The 16,987-nt window shown below is 71.6% G+C and carries 16 protein-coding genes and 2 pseudogenes; 8 read left to right on the top strand and 10 right to left on the bottom strand.

What is annotated here, in order from left to right; all coding sequences use genetic code 11:
- Positions 1-1,871: molybdopterin-dependent oxidoreductase (locus UWG_RS30920; RefSeq protein ID WP_016909787.1), on the bottom strand; the 1,871-nt coding region annotated here is incomplete at its 3' end.
- A gap of 85 nt (positions 1,872-1,956) precedes the next feature.
- On the opposite strand from UWG_RS30920, the gene UWG_RS0124250 reads away from it, so the two are divergent.
- Entirely contained in the window at positions 1,957-2,616 is a 660-nt protein-coding gene (locus tag UWG_RS0124250; RefSeq protein WP_237720275.1) for a DUF421 domain-containing protein, read from the top strand.
- Between the two features lie 136 nt (positions 2,617-2,752).
- Here UWG_RS0124250 and UWG_RS0124245 read toward each other — a convergent pair whose 3' ends face one another.
- The gene (locus UWG_RS0124245) at positions 2,753-3,040 is read right to left on the bottom strand and encodes a hypothetical protein (RefSeq protein WP_016909785.1); all 288 of its coding nucleotides are present in this window, start codon (positions 3,038-3,040) and stop codon (positions 2,753-2,755) included.
- Complete coding sequence (locus UWG_RS0124240) at positions 3,025-3,243, bottom strand: hypothetical protein (RefSeq protein ID WP_016909784.1); 219 nt, start codon at positions 3,241-3,243, stop codon at positions 3,025-3,027. The genes UWG_RS0124245 and UWG_RS0124240 overlap by 16 nt, the downstream gene beginning before the upstream one ends.
- Before the next feature lie 158 nt (positions 3,244-3,401).
- Between UWG_RS0124240 and UWG_RS0124235 the strand changes: the two genes are divergently transcribed.
- The 3 genes and pseudogenes from UWG_RS0124235 to UWG_RS0124230 all read left to right on the top strand — a co-directional run bounded on the left by UWG_RS0124235 (position 3,402) and on the right by UWG_RS0124230 (position 5,362).
- Positions 3,402-4,301 carry a helix-turn-helix domain-containing protein gene (locus tag UWG_RS0124235; RefSeq protein WP_016909783.1) on the top strand — a complete coding sequence of 300 codons (900 nt, stop codon included), beginning with the start codon at positions 3,402-3,404 and terminating at the stop codon, positions 4,299-4,301.
- Positions 4,261-4,383, top strand: a pseudogene (locus tag UWG_RS33855) (DUF397 domain-containing protein); the annotation flags it as partial. The gene UWG_RS0124235 and the pseudogene UWG_RS33855, both read left to right, overlap by 41 nt.
- A gap of 178 nt (positions 4,384-4,561) precedes the next feature.
- Positions 4,562-5,362 (top strand): SAM-dependent methyltransferase, encoded by an 801-nt coding sequence (locus UWG_RS0124230; protein ID WP_016909782.1) that lies wholly within the window; start codon positions 4,562-4,564, stop codon positions 5,360-5,362.
- Positions 5,363-5,399: 37 nt separating this feature from the next.
- Here UWG_RS0124230 and UWG_RS0124225 read toward each other — a convergent pair whose 3' ends face one another.
- Positions 5,400-6,257 (bottom strand): methyltransferase domain-containing protein, encoded by an 858-nt coding sequence (locus UWG_RS0124225; RefSeq protein WP_016909781.1) that lies wholly within the window; start codon positions 6,255-6,257, stop codon positions 5,400-5,402.
- Positions 6,258-6,694: 437 nt separating this feature from the next.
- Entirely contained in the window at positions 6,695-8,281 is a 1,587-nt protein-coding gene (gene asnB, locus UWG_RS0124220) for an asparagine synthase (glutamine-hydrolyzing) (protein WP_237720274.1), read from the bottom strand.
- Positions 8,282-8,383: 102 nt separating this feature from the next.
- Here asnB and UWG_RS0124215 point away from each other — a divergent pair, with 102 nt between their 5' ends.
- Positions 8,384-9,157 (top strand): IclR family transcriptional regulator, encoded by a 774-nt coding sequence (locus tag UWG_RS0124215; RefSeq protein WP_016909779.1) that lies wholly within the window; start codon positions 8,384-8,386, stop codon positions 9,155-9,157.
- A gap of 305 nt (positions 9,158-9,462) precedes the next feature.
- Entirely contained in the window at positions 9,463-9,888 is a 426-nt protein-coding gene (locus UWG_RS0124210; protein WP_016909778.1) for a hypothetical protein, read from the top strand.
- Between the two features lie 38 nt (positions 9,889-9,926).
- Here UWG_RS0124210 and UWG_RS0124205 read toward each other — a convergent pair whose 3' ends face one another.
- From UWG_RS0124205 to UWG_RS0124195, 3 genes are all read right to left on the bottom strand, one after another.
- Entirely contained in the window at positions 9,927-10,262 is a 336-nt protein-coding gene (locus UWG_RS0124205) for a YnfA family protein (RefSeq protein WP_016909777.1), read from the bottom strand.
- A 424-nt stretch (positions 10,263-10,686) separates the two neighbouring features.
- Complete coding sequence (locus tag UWG_RS0124200; RefSeq protein WP_016909776.1) at positions 10,687-11,394, bottom strand: DUF305 domain-containing protein; 708 nt, start codon at positions 11,392-11,394, stop codon at positions 10,687-10,689.
- Positions 11,391-12,047 (bottom strand): DUF3105 domain-containing protein, encoded by a 657-nt coding sequence (locus tag UWG_RS0124195; protein WP_016909775.1) that lies wholly within the window; start codon positions 12,045-12,047, stop codon positions 11,391-11,393. Before UWG_RS0124195 ends, UWG_RS0124200 begins: the two co-directional genes overlap by 4 nt.
- A 351-nt stretch (positions 12,048-12,398) precedes the next feature.
- Here UWG_RS0124195 and UWG_RS0124190 point away from each other — a divergent pair, with 351 nt between their 5' ends.
- Positions 12,399-14,138: a BCCT family transporter gene (locus tag UWG_RS0124190; protein ID WP_016909774.1), complete on the top strand. Its 1,740-nt coding sequence runs from the start codon at positions 12,399-12,401 to the stop codon at positions 14,136-14,138.
- 177 nt (positions 14,139-14,315) lie between these two features.
- Positions 14,316-16,082, top strand: coding sequence for a BCCT family transporter (locus tag UWG_RS0124185; RefSeq protein ID WP_237720273.1), 1,767 nt, complete (start codon positions 14,316-14,318; stop codon positions 16,080-16,082).
- A 69-nt stretch (positions 16,083-16,151) separates the two neighbouring features.
- On the opposite strand, the gene UWG_RS0124180 is transcribed toward UWG_RS0124185, so the two are convergent.
- Together UWG_RS0124180 and UWG_RS30915 are read right to left on the bottom strand one after the other, a co-directional pair.
- Entirely contained in the window at positions 16,152-16,559 is a 408-nt protein-coding gene (locus UWG_RS0124180; protein ID WP_016909772.1) for a hypothetical protein, read from the bottom strand.
- Positions 16,560-16,564: 5 nt separating this feature from the next.
- Positions 16,565-16,987 (bottom strand): annotated as a pseudogene (locus tag UWG_RS30915) (aa3-type cytochrome oxidase subunit I); the annotation flags it as partial.

Here is a 16,987-nt window from a genome sequence, read left to right as displayed (position 1 = left end):
CGGAGCCACTCGGCGGGCTCGCGCCAGACGGGGTGTCCGGGGCAGTCGTGGTAGCCGAAGCCCTCGACGGTCTCGGAGTGGATCTCGATGCGGCCGCTCGGTGTGGGGAGCGGGTGGCGCTCGGGGTCGGCGCGGAAGTCGGCGAGGAGGATCTGCCCGGGTTCGGGGACGGGGATGGTGAGTCGGCCCTCGGCCCAGAAGGCGTCGAAGTCGGGGAGCGGGTGGCCGTCTGCGGCGAGGCGGGCGCGCCAGTCGTCGTAGAGGCTGCGCAGCCACTCGCGGCTGGTGCGTCCCCGGGTGAACTCCTCGCCGCGGCCGAGAAGTCGGGAGAGGTCGGCGAAGACGTCGTAGTCGTCCCTCGCCTCCGCGTGCGGCGCCGTGAGCGCCGGCATGGCGAGCATCGTGGGGTCGTTGCTGCCGGAGCCGAAGTCGTCGCGCTCAACGGACATCGTCGAGGGGAGGACGATGTCGGCGTGGCGCGCGGTCGCGGTCCAGAACGGGTCGTGGACGACGACGGTCTCCGGGCGGCGGAAGGCGCGGCGCAGGCGTGCGAGGTCCTGGTGGTGGTGGAAGGGGTTGCCGCCGCACCAGTAGACGAGGCGGATCTCCGGGTAGCGCAGGTGCCGCCCGTCGAACTCGTAGGCGGCGCCCGGGTTGAGGAGCATGTCGGCGATGCGGGCCACCGGTATGTACGCGGACGTGCCGCGCGCCTGCGCGCCGAAGTGCTGCGGGAGCGAGGGCGCGGACGCGACGCGGCGGGGGCGCCCGATGTCGGCGGCGGAGCCGTAGCCGTGGCCGAAGCCCCCGCCGGGCAGGCCGATCTGCCCGAGCATCGCGGCGAGGACGACGCCGAGCCAGACGGGCTGCTCTCCGTGGTGGGTGCGCTGGAGCGACCAGCTCACCGTGATCATGGTGCGGTTCCGGGCCATCTCACGGGCGAGCTCCCGAATCCGCGCCGCGTCGAGGCCCGTGAGCTGCGCTGCCCACTCGGGGGACTTGGCGACGCCGTCCGCGCTGCCGCGGAGGTACGCGGCGAACCGCGGGTAGCCGGTGGTGCAGCGGGAGAGGAAGGCGCGGTCGGCGAGGTCCTCGGCGTCGAGGACGTGCGCGAGCGCGAGCATCAGCGCGGCGTCGGTACCCGGCGCAGGGGCGAGCCACTCGGCGCCGGCCTCCTCGGGGGTGTCGTCGCGGAGCGGGCTCACCGAGACGGTGCGGCAGCCGCGCTCGCGGGCGCTGCGGAGGGTGCCGCGGAGCGTGTGGCGGGTGACGCCGCCAGGGCCGGCCTGCGAGTTCTTCCCCGAGATGCCGCCGAACGCGAGGAGGAGGCCGGTGTGTTCGGCGATCACCTCCCAGGCGGTCGAGCCCCGCATCGTCCACTCCGCGCTGGTGCCGAGGACGTGCGGAAGGATCGCGGAGGAGGCGCCGTAGCTGTAGCTGTGCACCGACTGGACGTAGCCGCCGAGCGCGTTGAGGAACCGGTGGACCTGGCTCTGCGCGTGGTGGAACCGGCCGGCGCTGCCCCACCCGTACGAGCCGCCGTAGACCGCGCCTGCGCCGTACTCGCCGTAGACGCGGGCGAGTTCGCCGGAGAGCGCCTCCAGCGCCGTCTCCCAGCTCACCGGGACGAAAGGGTCGTCGCCCCGCGGCCCGGGGCCCGGTCCGTCCTCCAGCCAGCCGCGCCTGATGTGCGGGCGGTCGATGCGGGTCGGGTGGTGCTGTGCGTCGGCGAGGTTCTCCAGCACGGGCGTGGGTTCGGGGTCGTCCGGCCTCGGGCGTACGGAGGTGAGGCGGTGGCCGTCGCTGGTGATCTCGGCCGCTCCCCAGTGGGTGAGGTGGGCGGCGCTGCGGTCTCGGTCGCTCGTGTACTGCACGTGCCGAGCATCCCCCGGGCGGGGTGTGCGGTGCACGTCGAGGTGGTGGACCTCACAACGGATGCCGCTTTTATGGCGACTTCCAATGAATGGGACCCTATGGTGGTGCCATGCCAGATTCCGCCCCTCGAACGTCCGCGCTCCCGTCGACGCTCCCCCGGCGCACGTCCTGATGTGGCACGACCTGCTCACCGCCGGCGTCCCCTACGGCGAGAAGGCGCTCCGCACGATCCTCGTCTACGTCGCCGTCATCTTCCTGCTGCGCGCCATGGGGCGGCGGGACCTCGCGCAGCTCAACACGTTCGACCTGGTCGTGATGCTGCTCCTCTCCAACGTCGTGCAGAACGCGGTGATCGGACAGGACGACTCGCTCGCCGGCGGGCTCTTCGGGGCCGCGGTGCTCCTCGCGGCCAACTCCGCGGTCGTGCACGCCGCGTCCCGGTTCGAGCGGGTGCGGCAGCTCCTGGAAGGGCGCCCGCTCGTACTCGTCGAGGACGGGCGCCCGCGCCGGCGCACGATCGCCCGACTCGGCCTGCGCACCTCGGACGTGCGCGCCGCCGTGCGCCGGCAGGGCGGCGACGACGTCAGCGAGTCGTCCCTCGTCACGCTGGAGCCCGGCGGCACGCTTCTCGTCAAACTCAAAGCGGCCGACCAGAGCGCCGACAAGGCCGACATCGACGAACTCCGCGCCGCCCTCCGACGGATCGAACGCCGCCTCGACGCGGCCGAGGCCGAAGGCCCCTGATCACCGCCGGCCGCGGGCGGCCAACTCTCGCAGCAGCAGGGCGACTTCTCCGGGTGCCGTCCGCGAGGAGCCCACACGGCATCCATGGTGCCCGCCCCTCACCGGACCCCGGGGGCGTCCGGCAAGAGGCGGGAGCTTACAAGGGGTTCCGGTAGATGAGGCTGTTGCACTTCGTGCAGTACTTGCCGTCCTTACGCTGCTCCAGCGTCGGGTGCGGACAGCCGAACGACCCCGCGGGGACGAGCGCTTCGGGCTTGCACGCTTTCTCGACGCCTCCCGCTACGGGACGCACGAACGCCGTGCGGATCGGCCGAGCGGTGCCCGGCAGCGCGGCCGGGTCCACGAAGGCGCATACGTCCTGGAGGACACCCACGACGCCCGATTCACCGTCGCGGACGAGCGTTCCGATCAGTGGTTCCGGCATGACGGGTCCTTTCGGAGGGCGTGCGCCAGTGCTTGGGCGGTCTCGGCCGAGCAGCGCCCCAGTGTGATCACGGGGTACTGGTGGGCGGGCGGAGGAAGGAGCAAGTCGACGCTCAGGAACGGCAGTTGGGTGCCGGCGCCGACGAGGGCCGTGCGAAGCTCGCCAACGGCCCGATCCGGCGCGGTGATTGCGTGTTGCCGCATACGCTGTCCTTTCACTGACTGTGTCGAGAGGAACACGCAGCGGCGTAGGATGTGACGGTGTGCTCGGCTCTGTTCACACGGCGAGCCGACCCATGACCTTGCTCAAAAACCATTGGGACTGGTCAGACATGCCGAAGCGACAACCAACATCTCCTGTTGTGAACGCCTCCGGGGACACGTTCGGCGACGACGTACGCAGAGTGCGGATCGCGCGGAAGATGTCCCAGACAGGGCTCACGGTGGCGACCGGGTACAGCCGGACCTACGTGAGCAAAGTGGAAACCGGGACGGTGATCCCGACGCCCCGTTTCGCGGAAGGGTGCGACAAAGCGTTCAACACGGGCGACCTCTTCGTCCGACAGCTTCGGCGCATCACGGAGGGAGAGCACCCGGCGTGGTTCGCTCCGTACATCGACGCCGAGCGCGAGGCGTCGGCGATTCGCGACTTCTCCACCATGTTCGTCATGGGGCTGCTTCAGACGCCGGAGTATGCACGCGCGTCGCTGAGCGGCGCACGTCCATGCCCTCCTCAGGACATCGACGCCAAGGTGACCAGCCGACTCCGCAGGCACGAGGTACTCGATGCGGTAACTCCGCCCACCGTATGGGTAGTTCTGTGCGAACCAGCCCTGTGGAACATCGTCGGATCGTCACGGACCATGGCGGATCAGATGAGTCACATACTTGCGATGATGAGGCGCCATCCCACACTCACCGTGCAGGTGCTCCCGTTCTCCTCCGCTGAAGTGGCGATCAGTGCGGCGTACGTAGTGCTGGACATCCCCGGCAGCGGACCGCAGGTCTACGTGGAGGGGCCGCAGGGTGGGCGCCCTTATCAAGCGGCTGACAGCGTCAACAACGCGGTCAGGATCTACGATCTCGTCCGGGCGGGCTCCCTGAGCGCCCGGGACTCGGCCGCGTACATCGATAACGTGAGGTCAGAACATGAGCGAAACGCAGTGGATCAAGTCCAGCTACAGCGACCACCAAGGGGGCAACTGCGTCGAGTGGGCCCCGGGACACGCGTCCGCCGGAAGCATCCCCGTCCGCGACAGTAAGGACACTCGGCGCGGACATCTCCACTTCTCTCCCTCCACCTGGTCCGCGTTCGTGGCAAACGCACAGGAACAAGCACGCTGACCAACTCCCCGCCCCTGCCCGCACGTTGATCAGGGCAGGGGCTCGTCCCCTTCGGGCGTCCACCATCCCCGCGCCCAACCTGTTCCCCACGAAGGGAAGTTGACGCCCTACTGCGCCAACCCCCACCGCCGGGTAGCCTCGTCACGCACTCGACAGGCCGACACACGGGGAGGACCGGATGACCGATCCGCACGAGCGCATCGACACGTCCAAGCCGCACTCGGCCCGGATGTACGACTACTACCTGGGCGGCAAGGACTGGTTCGAGGTCGACCGGCACGCGGCCAACGCCGTCATCGCCACCTACCCGACGGTGCTCACCGCGGCCCGCGCCAACCGCGCGTTCATGCACCGCGCGGTGCGCACCCTCGCGGCCGAGTACGGGGTGCGGCAGTTCCTCGACGTCGGCACGGGCATCCCGACCAAGCCCAACCTCCACCAGGTCGCGCAGGCGGTCGCGCCGGAGTGCCGCGTCGTCTACGCCGACAACGACCCGCTCGTCCTGGAGTACGCCGACGCGCTCCTCCGCAGCAGCCCCGAGGGCCGCACCGTCTACGTCGACGCCGACGTGCGCGAGGACGCCATCGTCGACGCTCCCGAGGTGCGCGAGGTGCTCGACCTCGACATGCCCGTCGCGCTCTCCCTCGTCGCCCTGATGCACTTCGTCCCGGACGACGCCGACCCGTACGGCCTCGTGCGGCGCCTCATGGAGCCGCTGCCCTCGGGGAGCTTCCTCGTCCTCTCGCACGTCACCGACGACTTCGCCTCACCCGAGGACACCAGCACCGCCGAGTCCCTCTACAGCCGCGGCGGCACGTCGCTGCGGATGCGCTCGCGCAAGGAGATCGGCTCCTTCTTCGACGGGCTCGACCTCCTCCCGCCCGGCCTCGTCACCACGCATCGCTGGCGCGCCGACGCCTCGGCCGAGATGGAGGACGCCGACGTCGGCTTCCTCGCGGGCGTCGCCCGCAAACCGTGAACCCCCCGGCCACGGCCCGCCTGCACCCTCGCCCGGTTCAGCGCGCCTCGTGCACCGACAGCCGCAGCGAAGCCGTCACCTCGAACCGGTCGCCGAGCGCCGCCACGCGCCGGCGCAGCTCCTCGGGCGCGACGTGATGTCCCGTCGGGCCCATCGCGGCGAGGCGGTGGAGGTCGTCGGGACCGAGGGCGAGACCGAACTCCACCCGCTCTTCGTCGACTTGGGTGAAGTCCTCCCCCAGCGCGCGCTGGAGGCGCTCCTCCTTCGCGCCGTCGACCGAGAGCATCCCGGTCCGCCGGCGCAGCTCGGCGAGGTGCCGCGGCGTGGGCGTGACGACGAGGACGGCGCCGCCGGGACGCAGCGCACGGTGGAACTCGGGGCCGTTGCGCGGTGCGAAGACGTCGAGCACGAGGTCGAAGGCTCCGGTGCGGACGGGCAGCGGACGCCAGACGTCGCCGCTCGCCGCCGCCGCTCGCGGGTGGGCCCGCGCTGCGCGGCGGAGGGCGGACTTCGAGGTGTCGAGGCCGAGTCCGACGGCGTCCGGCAGCGCGTCGAGGACGGCGGCGAGGTAGTGGCCCGTGCCGGTGCCCGCGTCGAGGACGGCCGCGTCCCGCGGCGCCCGAGCGGCCGCGGCACCGGCGAGTGCGGCCGTCAGCGGTCCGTAGTGTCCGGCTGTGAGGAACTCCTCGCGCGCCTGCACCATCGCCGAAGTGTCGGCGGCCTGCTGCGCGTTGCCGACGGGGAGGCTCAGGTACCCCTGCCGCGCGCGGTTGAAGGTGTGCCGCCGCACGCACTCGACCGCGCCGTCCACCGATTCGAGCCGCCCACCGCAGACGGGGCAGACGAGCAGGCCGAGGAGGCGCCGCTGGGGATCGGTTCGGTACTGGCTGTGCATGCTCTTCCTCGGCGGCTCGCTCCTCGGCGTCCCGGCCCCCGCCGCTCGGGCCCGGTCCGGCTCGTCGGACTACGGCCGAAACCCCGCCGTACGCCGTCGGCCAGGCTACACGCGCGCCAGGAGCGGGCGGACGCGGCCGAAAAGGCGCACGTGTGCGGCGCGCGCACGAGCCTGCCGCTCCGGCCGGGCAGCTCCGTCCGGCCCTACGGACCGCGCTCCTGCGGTGCTTCCGCCTGAACCGACCGGCCGACGTTCCGGGCCCGTTCTCCGAGGCGCGGTGGGCGCGAACCGGTCCGTTCCGGCCCGGTGCGGAGCGGGACGACCCGACCGTCGGACGAGCGCGCTCGGTGGCATGGTGCGGATCCCGGCTGCGGCCCCGGCGAGTACGGCGACGGGCCGCCGTCTGCACGGACCGCCGGACACCACCCCCGCCGGCGTCACCCCTCGGCGAACCTCGTCAGCACCTTCTCCACCCGCACCTTCGGCAGCGCCCGCCGGAAGGCCCGGTAGTAGGCGAGCTCCTCCTTGGAGCGGAGCGGGACGCCGGACTCCCGCCGTGCGGCGGTGAGTTCGTCGTCGTCGAGCTGTTCCTCCCAGTACGGCGTCAGCAGGCTTCCCGCACCGCTGCCGGTGCCGAACTGCACCTTGCGCCGCCACAGCAGGCGGTCGGGGAGGTATCCGGCGAAGGAGCGGCGCAGGTGGGCCTTCTCCATGACGTCGTCGGGGTCCTCGCCCACCTGCTCCAGGGACTTCGTCGCGAGCGGCAGCGACATCGCGTGGGCGATGACATCGGAGTCGAGGAAGGGCACGCGGGCCTCCAGGCCGTGCGCCATCGTGACGCGGTCGCAACGTTGCAGGTTGAGACCGTGCAACAGGCCGACGCTGCGCCGGAGTTCGGCGTCGAGCGCCTCGGGGTCCGCGTGCTCGCGGTGGTAGTAGCCGTAGCCGGCGAAGAGTTCGTCGGCGCCCTCCCCCGTGAGCACCGCCTTGACGTGCCGGGCGGCGAGCTGCGAGAGGAACCAGTTGGGCACGGCGCTGCGGATCAGGCCGGCGTCGAAGTTCTCCACGCCGGCGACCACCTCGTCGAGCGCGGCCGTCGCGGATTCCGCGTCGAGGAGCGCCTCGTGGTGCTCGGTGCCGAGGTGGGCGGCGGCCTCGCGGGCCGCGAGGAGGTCGGGCGAGTCGGGGGTGCCGACGGCGAACGTCTTCAGCGTGCGGCCCTGCGCCGCGTACTCCTCGGCGGCGACGGCCGCGACGAGGCTGGAGTCGAGCCCGCCGGAGAGGAAGACGCCGACCTCCACGTCGGCCCGCAGGTGCCGCCGCACGGAGTCGGCGACCACCTCGTGCGTCGCCTTCTCCTGGACCCGGGCGCTCACCCCGTCCCAGACGTCGGCCGCCGCGCGCTCGGGCACGGGCTCGGCGAACCGGTGGAGACCGTCCTCGGGGGTCCACCAGTGCCCGGGCGGGAACATCTCGGCGTACGGCTGGACGTCGGCGTCGAACGCGCGGAGCTCGGAGGCGAAGTGGACGGCCTCCGGTGTGCGTGCCCAGAAGAGCGGCTTGATCCCGATCCGGTCGCGGGCCGCGAGGAACCGCCCGTCCGGGGTCGCGGCGCAGAGCGCCCACATGCCGCCGAGCCGGGCGAGGCCTGCGGCGCCCTCGGTGCGCAGGGCGACGAGCGCCGACTCGGAGTCGGAGGTGGTCAGGTACTGGTCGTCGCCGTAGCGGGCGCGGAGCTCGGGGTCGTTGTAGATCTCGCCGTTGCAGACGAGCGTCCAGGCGGTCTCGGATTCCTCCGGCCCGGTGAGCGGCTGCCGGCCGCCTTCGAGGTCGAGGAGGGAGAGCCGGCGGTGGCCGAGCCAGGAGGCGCCGACCCGGCGCGCGTCGACGTCGTCGGGCCCGCGGTGCGCGAGCCGGTCGAGCATCCGGGCACCGCGCTGCTGCACGGTGCCCGGGCCGGGACAGGGTTCGGCGTCGGAAGCTTCGGCGCTCCGCCGGGGATGGATTGCTGCGATGCCACACATGCCTGCGACCGTACGAAGCGCGGGTGCACACCAGCCAACGAGAGTTGCTCCATACGCACGCCTCCGGCACCCTTGGGACACCGAGGGAAGGCGGTCGGGACGATGGCGGCTGAGTCGCTGAGCAGCGTGCAGCGGGCGCTCGACGTCCTGCGGGTCCTGGGCTCGGGACCGCAGGGCGTACAGGGGGTGGCGTCGGCGCTCGGGCGGGAGAAGACGCAGGTGTCGCGGACGCTGAAGGTGCTCGCCGAGGCCGGGTTCGTCGAGCGGGACCCGTCGAGCCTGGAGTACCGGATCGGCTGGCAGGTCTTCGCGCTCGCCGGGGCCGCCGGCGGGGAACGTCTCCGCCAGGAAGCCCCCGGCGTGCTGCGGCAGCTCGTGCAGAGTCTTCGCGAGCCCGCCTATCTGACGGTGCTCAGCGGCGCCAGCGCCGTGACCGTCCTCACCGAGCGGCCGGTGCGCGGCCTCCAGGCGCACGAATGGATCGGCCGCGCGACACCGGTCAACTGCACCTCCTCGGGGCGCGCCCTCCTGCTCGGCCTCGGCGAGGACGAGGTGCGCGGCCTCCTCGGCGACGCCGCGCAGGCCGGCTCCGACGGCCGACTCCCCGGCACCGAGCACGCCCCGCGCACGCTCCCCGCGCTGCTGGAGCGGCTGAGCGCCGAGCGCGCCGCCGGGTACGTCCTCGCCGCGGAGGAGTACGAACCGGGGCTCGTCGCCGTGGCCGCGCCGGTGCGCGACCACCGGGGCACGGTGACCGCGGCGCTCAACGTCTCCGCGCCCGTCTTCCGGCTCCCGCCCGAGGCCGTCCCCGGCGTGATCGACGAAGTCACGGGCGCGGCACGGCACTTGACGGCCGCCCTCGGCGGCCCCGCCTGACGTACGCGCATACGAGGAGGGACGCGCCCGTCCCTCCTCTCGGCCTGGCGTCCGAGCCCGCGTCAACGCGACCCTCCGAAGCTCACCCCTCACGGCGGTTTGGTCGACGTTCCGTAGCGGCCCCCGCGCCTCGGCCCCACAGTGTTCTCGGGCCGCCCGGCATCCGGGCCCCCGACCCGGTCGAGGCGATCCGGCCGCTCGATTCCGCTTCGACCCCCCTCCCGCTCCCAGGCTCATGCCCTGCGCGGTCGCCCGGGTCCAGTGCACGTAGTTCACCGATCACCGTTCGCAGCAAAGGAGTTCGCGTGTTCCACAACGCCAGGAAGTACACCGTCCCCGCCGCGCTCGCGGCCGCAGCCGTCGCGTTCACCGCCGTACCGGCCACCGCGGGTGCGCAGGCAGCGCCGAGCAGGACCCAGGCAACGGCCCAGCAGGAGCAGACCGCCCCGGCAGCGCAGCGGCCCGACCGCTGCGCCCCGCGGTACGTCTGCCTCTACCGCGACCGGCACTTCACCCACAAGACGGCGCAGTACAACCGCGTCACCGGGCGCTGGCAGCGGATCACGCCGCGCCAGTACTGGGTGCACAACAACACCCGCCGCAACGCGGTCGAGTTCCTCCTCACCAACAACCAGCGCCGGTGCATCCCGCCGCACTTCAAGGGCAAGCTGGAACTCAGGCACTACCCGAAGGCCCTGCGCATCAGCCGCACCGCCCACTGCCCGCGCTAGCACGAGAGGCGCACACAGCACACCCCTCGGGCCCGCGCTCAGCGGGCCCGAGGCCAGTACATGATCACAGCCATCCCGACGAGGCAGATCAGGGCGCCGATCACGTCGTAGCGGTCGGGCCGGTACCCGTCGGCGACCATGCCCCAGGCGAGCGACCCCGCGACGAAGACCCCGCCGTACGCCGCGAGGATGCGGCCGAACTCCGCGTCGGGTTGGAGCGTCGCGACGAAACCGTAGAGCCCGAGCGCGAGGACGCCACCACCGATCCAGACCCACCCCCGGTGCTCCCGCACGCCCTGCCAGACGAGCCACGCACCTCCGATCTCGAAGAGCGCGGCGGCGACGAAGAGCACGGCGGAACGGAGGAAGGTCACTGGAATCTCTGCGGTTCGGGGCGGGGACGAAGGCAGCCTAGCGAACGGCTGATACGCCGCACCGGACGCGGACCTCGGCCGTCGACGGCCCGCCCCGCAGCCCCTCCCGACGACGCGAACCCCGTGGCCCCGCAACCCGGTTGCCACGACCTGCCGCCCCATCCGAAGGCCACCGCCACGACAACGCGACCTCAGTGGCCACCACCGGCCCGGTAGCCGCCGAAAGCTTCTGCGTGCGGACGCCGACGACGCGTGCGTCCCGGCGAGCGCACCGTACCGAACGGCCTGCGCACCGGTTCGGGGTTCCGGACCGCCATGGCCGACGGCACCGCCCTCGTGCCCCGGGGCGCGAACCGCCCGTCGTGCGGGCGTGGTTGACCCCGCCTCCGCACGCGGAGCCACGCAACGCCGAGCACACCCGATCTCAGTGCCCGCCCGAGCCACCCGACCCCCCGGGCGCCGGCGCGTGCGCGCCGTGCCCCGCGTCGGACGGCGCCCCGCCCGAGCCGTCGACGGTGCGCAGCAGGTGCGTCATCTCGTCGATCTCCGCCTTCTGCGCGTCGAGCATGCCCTGGGCGAGACGGCGCACCACCGGCTCCTCGGCGCGCTCCACGGCTCCCTCCGCCATGTGCACGCCCCCGCGGTGGTGGCTGATCATGCGCTCGAGGAAGAGGACATCGGCCTTCTCACCCTCGGCGTCGAGGAGTTGGGCGAGTTCGCCGCGGCTGAGCATGCCGGGCATGAGGCGGCCCTCGCGGCGGTCGGCGTCGCTCGGCGGCGGCATGTCCATCCACGCCATGGGGTGCTTGGGGGAGGCACTTCGCCCCCACAGGTCGAGCCAGCCGAGCATCATGCCGCGCTGCGTCGCCTGCGTCTGCGCGATGTCGTACGCGAGCGTGCGGAGTCGCTCGGAGGCGCCGTGGCGGTAGAGGTGGAACGACATCTCCACCGCCTGCTGGTGGTGGACGGACATGTCGCGCGCGAACCCCACGTCGGCCGAGTCGTCCGCGGGCGCTCCGGCGCGCGCCGGAGCGCGTTCTGCCGCGGGGGCTCCGGCGGTGAGGAGCAGCGCGCCGAGAAGTGCGGCGAGGACGAGGCAGGGGCCCGCGGTGCGGAGGCTGCGCGCGGTCACGGAGTCTTCCGTCCGCCGGTCGCCGGCGCTCCGGCCTCGGGCGTCTGCGGTCCCTGCGTGTACGCCTCGAGGAACTGCGCGGCCCGCTTGTCCGTACCGCTGCGCAGGCTCAACTGGTGCCCCCAGGCGGTGAGTTCGAAGGGGGCGCCCTGCTTCGGCACGGGGCTCATCATTCGGTACGGCACGCCCTCCACCTGCTTGCGCAGGGCCCGGACGCCGGAAGCCGGCGCGTCGGGCGCGTAGGTGACCCACACGGTGCCGTGCTCCAGCGAGTGGACGGCGTGCTCGTTGCGGAGCGGCCGGTCGTAGACGGCGCCGTCGGCGTTCTGCCACACGGGGTTGTGGGGGCCGCCGACGGGAGGCACGGGCCGGGCCGGGTAGGCGATCCGCCCGCTGCGGTGCTCGCGCCCGAGGCCCCGATAGACCTTCTCGCCGCGGATGTTGGCCGCGTCCGGGTCGATCCGCTCCGGTGCGGCGTCGGCGCCCCGCACCCGGTCGGCGGCGCTCGTCGCGGAGGCGACGGCGCCCGCGGCGAGGACGACCACCGCCGCGGGCACCGCGAGCCACGCCGCGCGCCGGCGCGCCCCTGGCGCGCGTACGCCCGTGTGCTGGGGGTGTTGCGGGTCGCCTGCGCGCCTGCGCACTCGGAACATGCCGGAACCTTCCCGTCCGCCGTACGTGTGCCCGCGCTCGGAGATCGGCGAGCAGCGGGCGGCACACGCTAGCGGAGAACCGTCCCGATTCGACGCAGAGAACGCTGTTGCCACACTTCCGGGCATATACCGTCAACACGGCCATGACGGACGGGTGTTCACACCCGAGACCCGCGGACCACCCGGCGCCGCGCCAACGGCTGCGACACGACCTCCGAAACCACCGCGCCCACGGAATAACAGGCAAAACCTGGACACACACATAAGATCCCAGCCAGTTGCGCGCGCATCCGCCCAGCGCGGACCCGTGCCGCGCGCCTCTTCCACCCCCCACTGCGAAGGGAGCCGAGCGTGGCCGCGCACCCCACGGGGAACCCGCCCGATCAACCCGCCGGCGAGACGGAGGCCGAGGAGGAGTCGGAGAGCCCCACGAGTTCGGTGGCGCACCGGGTCTTCTGGCCCTCGGCCGTGGTCATCCTGCTCTTCGTCCTCTACGCGGTGCTCTTCCCGCACTCGGCCGCCTCGGCCGTGACGACGGTGCAGGACCACATCATCGGCTACCTCGGCTGGTACTACCAGGCGATCGTCTCGCTCTTCGTGATCTTCTCGATCTGGGTCGGCGTCAGCCGATTCGGCGACATCAAGCTCGGCAGGGACGAGGAGGAGCCGGAGTTCGGCCTCCTCTCCTGGCTCTCGATGCTCTTCGCCGCCGGCATGGGGATCGGCCTCGTCTTCTGGGGCGTCGCCGAACCGCTCACCTTCTACGACGAGCCCAAGCCCGGCATCGGCGAGAGCTCCGCGGCGCGCTCCGAGTTCGCGATGCGGCAGACGTTCCTGCACTGGGGGGTCCACCCCTGGGCGATCTACGCCGTCGTCGGCCTCGCCGTCGCCTACGCGATCCACCGCAGGGGGCGTCCCGTCTCGATCCGGTGGACGCTCGAGCCCCTGATCGGGGAGCGCGTCAAGGGCGGCTGGGGCGACCTCATCGACGTCATCGCCATCATCGGCACCCTCTTCGGCGTCGCCACCTCGCTCGGCTTCGGCGTGATGCAGGTCTCCGCGGGGATGGAGTACAGCGGCTGGGTGGACAGCACGGGCGAGGGCCTCCAGGTGCTCCTCATCGTCGTGATCACGCTGATCGCCATCGGCTCCGTGGTCTCGGGGCTGGGGCGCGGGATCAGGCTGCTCTCCAACGTCAACATCACGATCGCGGCGCTGCTCATGATCTTCGTGCTGGTGACCGGGCCGACGGAGTTCATCTTCAACACCCTCGTCCAGAGCATCGGCAACTACCTTCAGAACTTCCTCCAGATGAGCTTCGACACCGGCGTCAACTACGGGAGCGAAGGCACCGGGTGGGTGCGCCAGTGGACGCTCTTCTACTGGGGCTGGTGGATCTCCTGGGTGCCGTTCGTCGGAATCTTCATCGCGCGCATCTCACGCGGCCGTACCGTGCGGGAGTTCATCGCGGGCGTGCTGCTGGTGCCGACCGTCGTCACCTTCCTCTGGTACTCCGCGCTCGGCGGCTCCGCGCTCTGGGAGGAGATCTTCGGGAGCGGCAACCTCACCGAGGGAGGCGTCAACACCGACGCGGCGCTCTTCCAGCTCCTCCACAACCTTCCGTGGACCGGCTTCGTCTCGGGCGTCACGATCCTGCTGATCGTCCTCTTCTTCGTGACGTCCTCGGACTCCGGCTCGTTCGTCGTCGACATGCTCGCGTCGGGCGGCGACCAGAACCCGCCGATCTGGAGCCGGGTCTTCTGGTCGGTCGCGGAGGGCGCCGTCGCCATCGCGCTCCTCCTCGCCGGAGGCGCCGGCTCCGACTCGCTCACCACGCTCCAGACGACGGCGATCATCATCGCGCTGCCCTTCAGCGTCATCATGCTGATCATGTGCGTCGCGACGCTGCGCTGCCTCCGCGCCGAGCACCGCGCCTACGAGGCGGCCCGGCGCAGGGAGATGGCGCAGCGGCTCGTGCACCACACCGTCAACGCGCTGGAGGAGAACCGCCAGGACGAGGCAGCGGGTCGGACGCGGGCGTGGGGCGAGTATCCGCGCGGCTCCAGAAGGCTTCCCTGGCGCAGGCGTTGACCGCACGGCCGTGCGGCTGCCACATACACCTACTCGACTACGAGTGCCACCCGACCTCGGCAAAGACTACGTTTCCCTTTCGTTATGCATACAGGGCTGCGGCGCGGGCACGCGCTTCGCCCGGGCCGTCCACGTGCCCGGCTGATGACCACAGCCCCAGACGCGAAGGGAACGAGTGTGGCTGCGCAAGAAACGGGGAAGACGGGGGAGGCCCCGCCGGAGGCCGACGAGAACCGACCATCCGGCGGTCCGAAGAAACGGGAATCGTCGGTGGCCCCCTGGGTCTTCTGGCCCTCCGCGATCATCATCGTGGCCTTCGTGCTCTACGCGGTGATCTTCCAGGAGTCGGCCGCGAACCTGGTGACGTCGATCCAGGACAACATCGTGGGCGGGCTCGGCTGGTACTACATGGCCATCGTCTCGCTCTTCGTGATCTTCGCTTTGTGGGTCGGGATAGGGCGCTTCGGCGACATCAAGCTCGGCAAGGACCACGAGAAGGCCGAGTACAGCCTCCTCTCCTGGCTCTCGATGCTCTTCGCCGCCGGCATGGGCATCGGCCTCGTCTTCTGGGGCGTCGCCGAACCGCTCAACTTCTACGACGCGCCCAAACCGGGCGTCGGTGAAAGCGCGGCCGAGAAGGCCGAGTTCTCCATGGTGCAGACGTTCCTGCACTGGGGCATCCACCCGTGGGCGATCTACGTCGTCGTCGGACTCGCCGTCGCCTACGCGATCCACCGCAAGGGCCGCCCCGTCTCGATCCGCTGGGCGCTGGAGCCGGTCCTCGGCAACCGCGTCAAGGGTTGGCTCGGCAACGTCATCGACGTCATCGCCGTCGTCGGCACGCTCTTCGGCGTCGCCACCTCGCTCGGCTTCGGCGTGATGCAGATCTCCGCAGGGCTCGACTTCTCCGGCTGGGTGGAGAACCCCGGCACGAGCTTCCAGGTCGCCCTGATCGTCGGGATCACGGTGCTCGCGACGATTTCCGTCGTCACGGGCATCGGCAAGGGCATCAAGTGGCTCTCCAACATCAACATGGGCCTCGCCGCCGCGCTGATGCTCTTCGTCCTCGTCGCGGGGCCGACGCTCTTCATCTTCAGCGGCTTCATCCAGAACATCGGCGGCTACCTCCAGACCGTGCTCCAGATGAGCTTCGACACCGGCGCGAGCCAGGGCAGCGAGGGGACCGACTGGATCAAGGACTGGACGATCTTCTACTGGGGCTGGTGGATCTCCTGGTCGCCGTTCGTCGGCATCTTCATCGCACGCATCTCGCGCGGGCGCACCGTCCGCGAGTTCGTCTGCGGTGTGCTGCTCGTTCCGACGCTGCTGACCTTCTTCTGGTACAGCGTCCTGGGCGGTTCCGGCATCCACACCGAGGTGTTCGGTGAGGGCGGCCTCATCGGGGACGGCGTCAACAACGACACGGCGCTCTTCCAGCTGCTGGAGACCCTCCCGGCCGCCGGGATCGTCATCGGCCTGACGATCCTGCTGATCGTCCTCTTCTTCGTCACCTCGTCGGACTCCGGCTCCTACGTCGTCGACATGCTCACCTCCGGCGGCGACCCCGATCCGCCGAGGTGGAGCCGGGTCTTCTGGTCGTGCGCCGAGGGCGCCGTGGCCATCGCGCTCCTCGTCGCGGGCGGCAAGGGCGCCGATTCGCTCACCACGCTCCAGACGACGGCGATCATCATCGCCCTGCCGTTCAGCGTCGTGATGCTCTTCATGTGCGCGGCGACGATCAAGTCGCTGCGCCACGAGCGCCAGGCGTACCTCAAGGCACGCCAGGAGGCCGAGCAGGACCTCATGATCGACAAGGCGGTCTCCGCGATCGAGGAGAGCCTGGAGAACGGCACCCTGGAGACGCCGATTCCGGCGCAGCAGGACGGCGAGCAGGCGAACACCTCGCCCTCGAAGTCGAGTTCGCGCCAGGAGGACTCCCGGTAATCACCCCGGCAACGGAAGCGGGGCGGGCTTCGTGCCCGCCCCGCTCTGTGCGCTCCGGTCGTGCGCCCCTCAGCCCCGGGCCGCCAGGCCCAGCAGCGTCAGTACGCCCGACGCCGCCGCCGTCGCCGCGAGGAAGAGCGCGGTGCAGCGCGCCCTGAGCCGGTCGTAGCGGTGCTGGTACTCGAGGCGCAGTTCGCCGGCGCGCCGCATGGTCGCCTGGAGGGAGCGGCGGGTGTGGTCGAGATGGTCGCCGGCGTAGAGCGTCTCCACCTCGCGGCGCTGCTCCCCCGTGAGCCACGGGAGGCGGCGGGTGAAGGAGGCGGCCTGCACGCGGGCCTCGTCGATCGCCGAGTGCGCGAGGAGGTACCCCTCCAAGTCGACGAGCCCTTCTGCGACTTCACCGGACGCGCTGTCCACGGGCTCGGGGCGCTCGGCCGCCTGCCTCGCTGCGCGCCGGGGGCGCTTGCGGGTCGCCATGCGCCTCACACCTGGCCTTCCCCGCCGTCCGCCCCCTGCTGACCGTCCGGGCGGGCCGTGCCGGAGCCCCCGGCCGCCGCGCCGGACTCGTCGACGCGCCCGGTGGTGAAGCCGCGGGAGGTCGGCGGCGGTTCGCCGACGTGGAGTTCGTCGAGCTGGGCGACCTCGGGATGGTGGAGATCGAAGGCCGGGGACTCGGAGCGGATGCGGGGCAGGGCGTAGAAGTTGTGCGCCGGGGGCGGGCAGGAGGTCGCCCACTCCAGCGAACGTCCGTAGCCCCAGGGGTCGTCGACGTCGATCTTCTTGCCGTACTTCGCCGTCTTCCAGACGTTGTAGAAGAACGGCAGCATCGAGAGGCCGAGGAGGAAGGAGCCGATCGAGGAGACGGTGTTGAGCGCGGTGAAGCCGTCGGCCGCGAGGTAGTCCGC

Origin of the sequence: Streptomyces xiaopingdaonensis, assembly GCF_000262345.1 — a bacterium.
GTDB classification, from domain to species: domain Bacteria; phylum Actinomycetota; class Actinomycetes; order Streptomycetales; family Streptomycetaceae; genus Streptomyces; species Streptomyces xiaopingdaonensis.
The sequence above is the reverse complement of the archived record's forward strand: the minus strand, read 5'-3'. Positions and strand labels throughout refer to the sequence as shown.

Excerpts from the sequence above, each read along its gene's own strand:
- UWG_RS0124225 (WP_016909781.1), bottom strand. The coding sequence starts at position 6,257 with ATGCACAGCCAGTACCGAACCGATCCCCAGCGGCGCCTCCTCGGCCTG.
- UWG_RS0124240 (WP_016909784.1), bottom strand. The coding sequence starts at position 3,243 with ATGCGGCAACACGCAATCACCGCGCCGGATCGGGCCGTTGGCGAGCTT.
- UWG_RS0124250 (WP_237720275.1), top strand. The coding sequence starts at position 1,957 with ATGAATGGGACCCTATGGTGGTGCCATGCCAGATTCCGCCCCTCGAAC.
- UWG_RS0124215 (WP_016909779.1), top strand. The coding sequence starts at position 8,384 with ATGGCGGCTGAGTCGCTGAGCAGCGTGCAGCGGGCGCTCGACGTCCTG.
- UWG_RS0124230 (WP_016909782.1), top strand. The coding sequence starts at position 4,562 with ATGACCGATCCGCACGAGCGCATCGACACGTCCAAGCCGCACTCGGCC.
- UWG_RS0124195 (WP_016909775.1), bottom strand. The coding sequence starts at position 12,047 with ATGTTCCGAGTGCGCAGGCGCGCAGGCGACCCGCAACACCCCCAGCAC.
- asnB (WP_237720274.1), bottom strand. The coding sequence starts at position 8,281 with ATGTGTGGCATCGCAGCAATCCATCCCCGGCGGAGCGCCGAAGCTTCC.
- UWG_RS0124180 (WP_016909772.1), bottom strand. The coding sequence starts at position 16,559 with ATGGCGACCCGCAAGCGCCCCCGGCGCGCAGCGAGGCAGGCGGCCGAG.
- UWG_RS0124245 (WP_016909785.1), bottom strand. The coding sequence starts at position 3,040 with ATGCCGGAACCACTGATCGGAACGCTCGTCCGCGACGGTGAATCGGGC.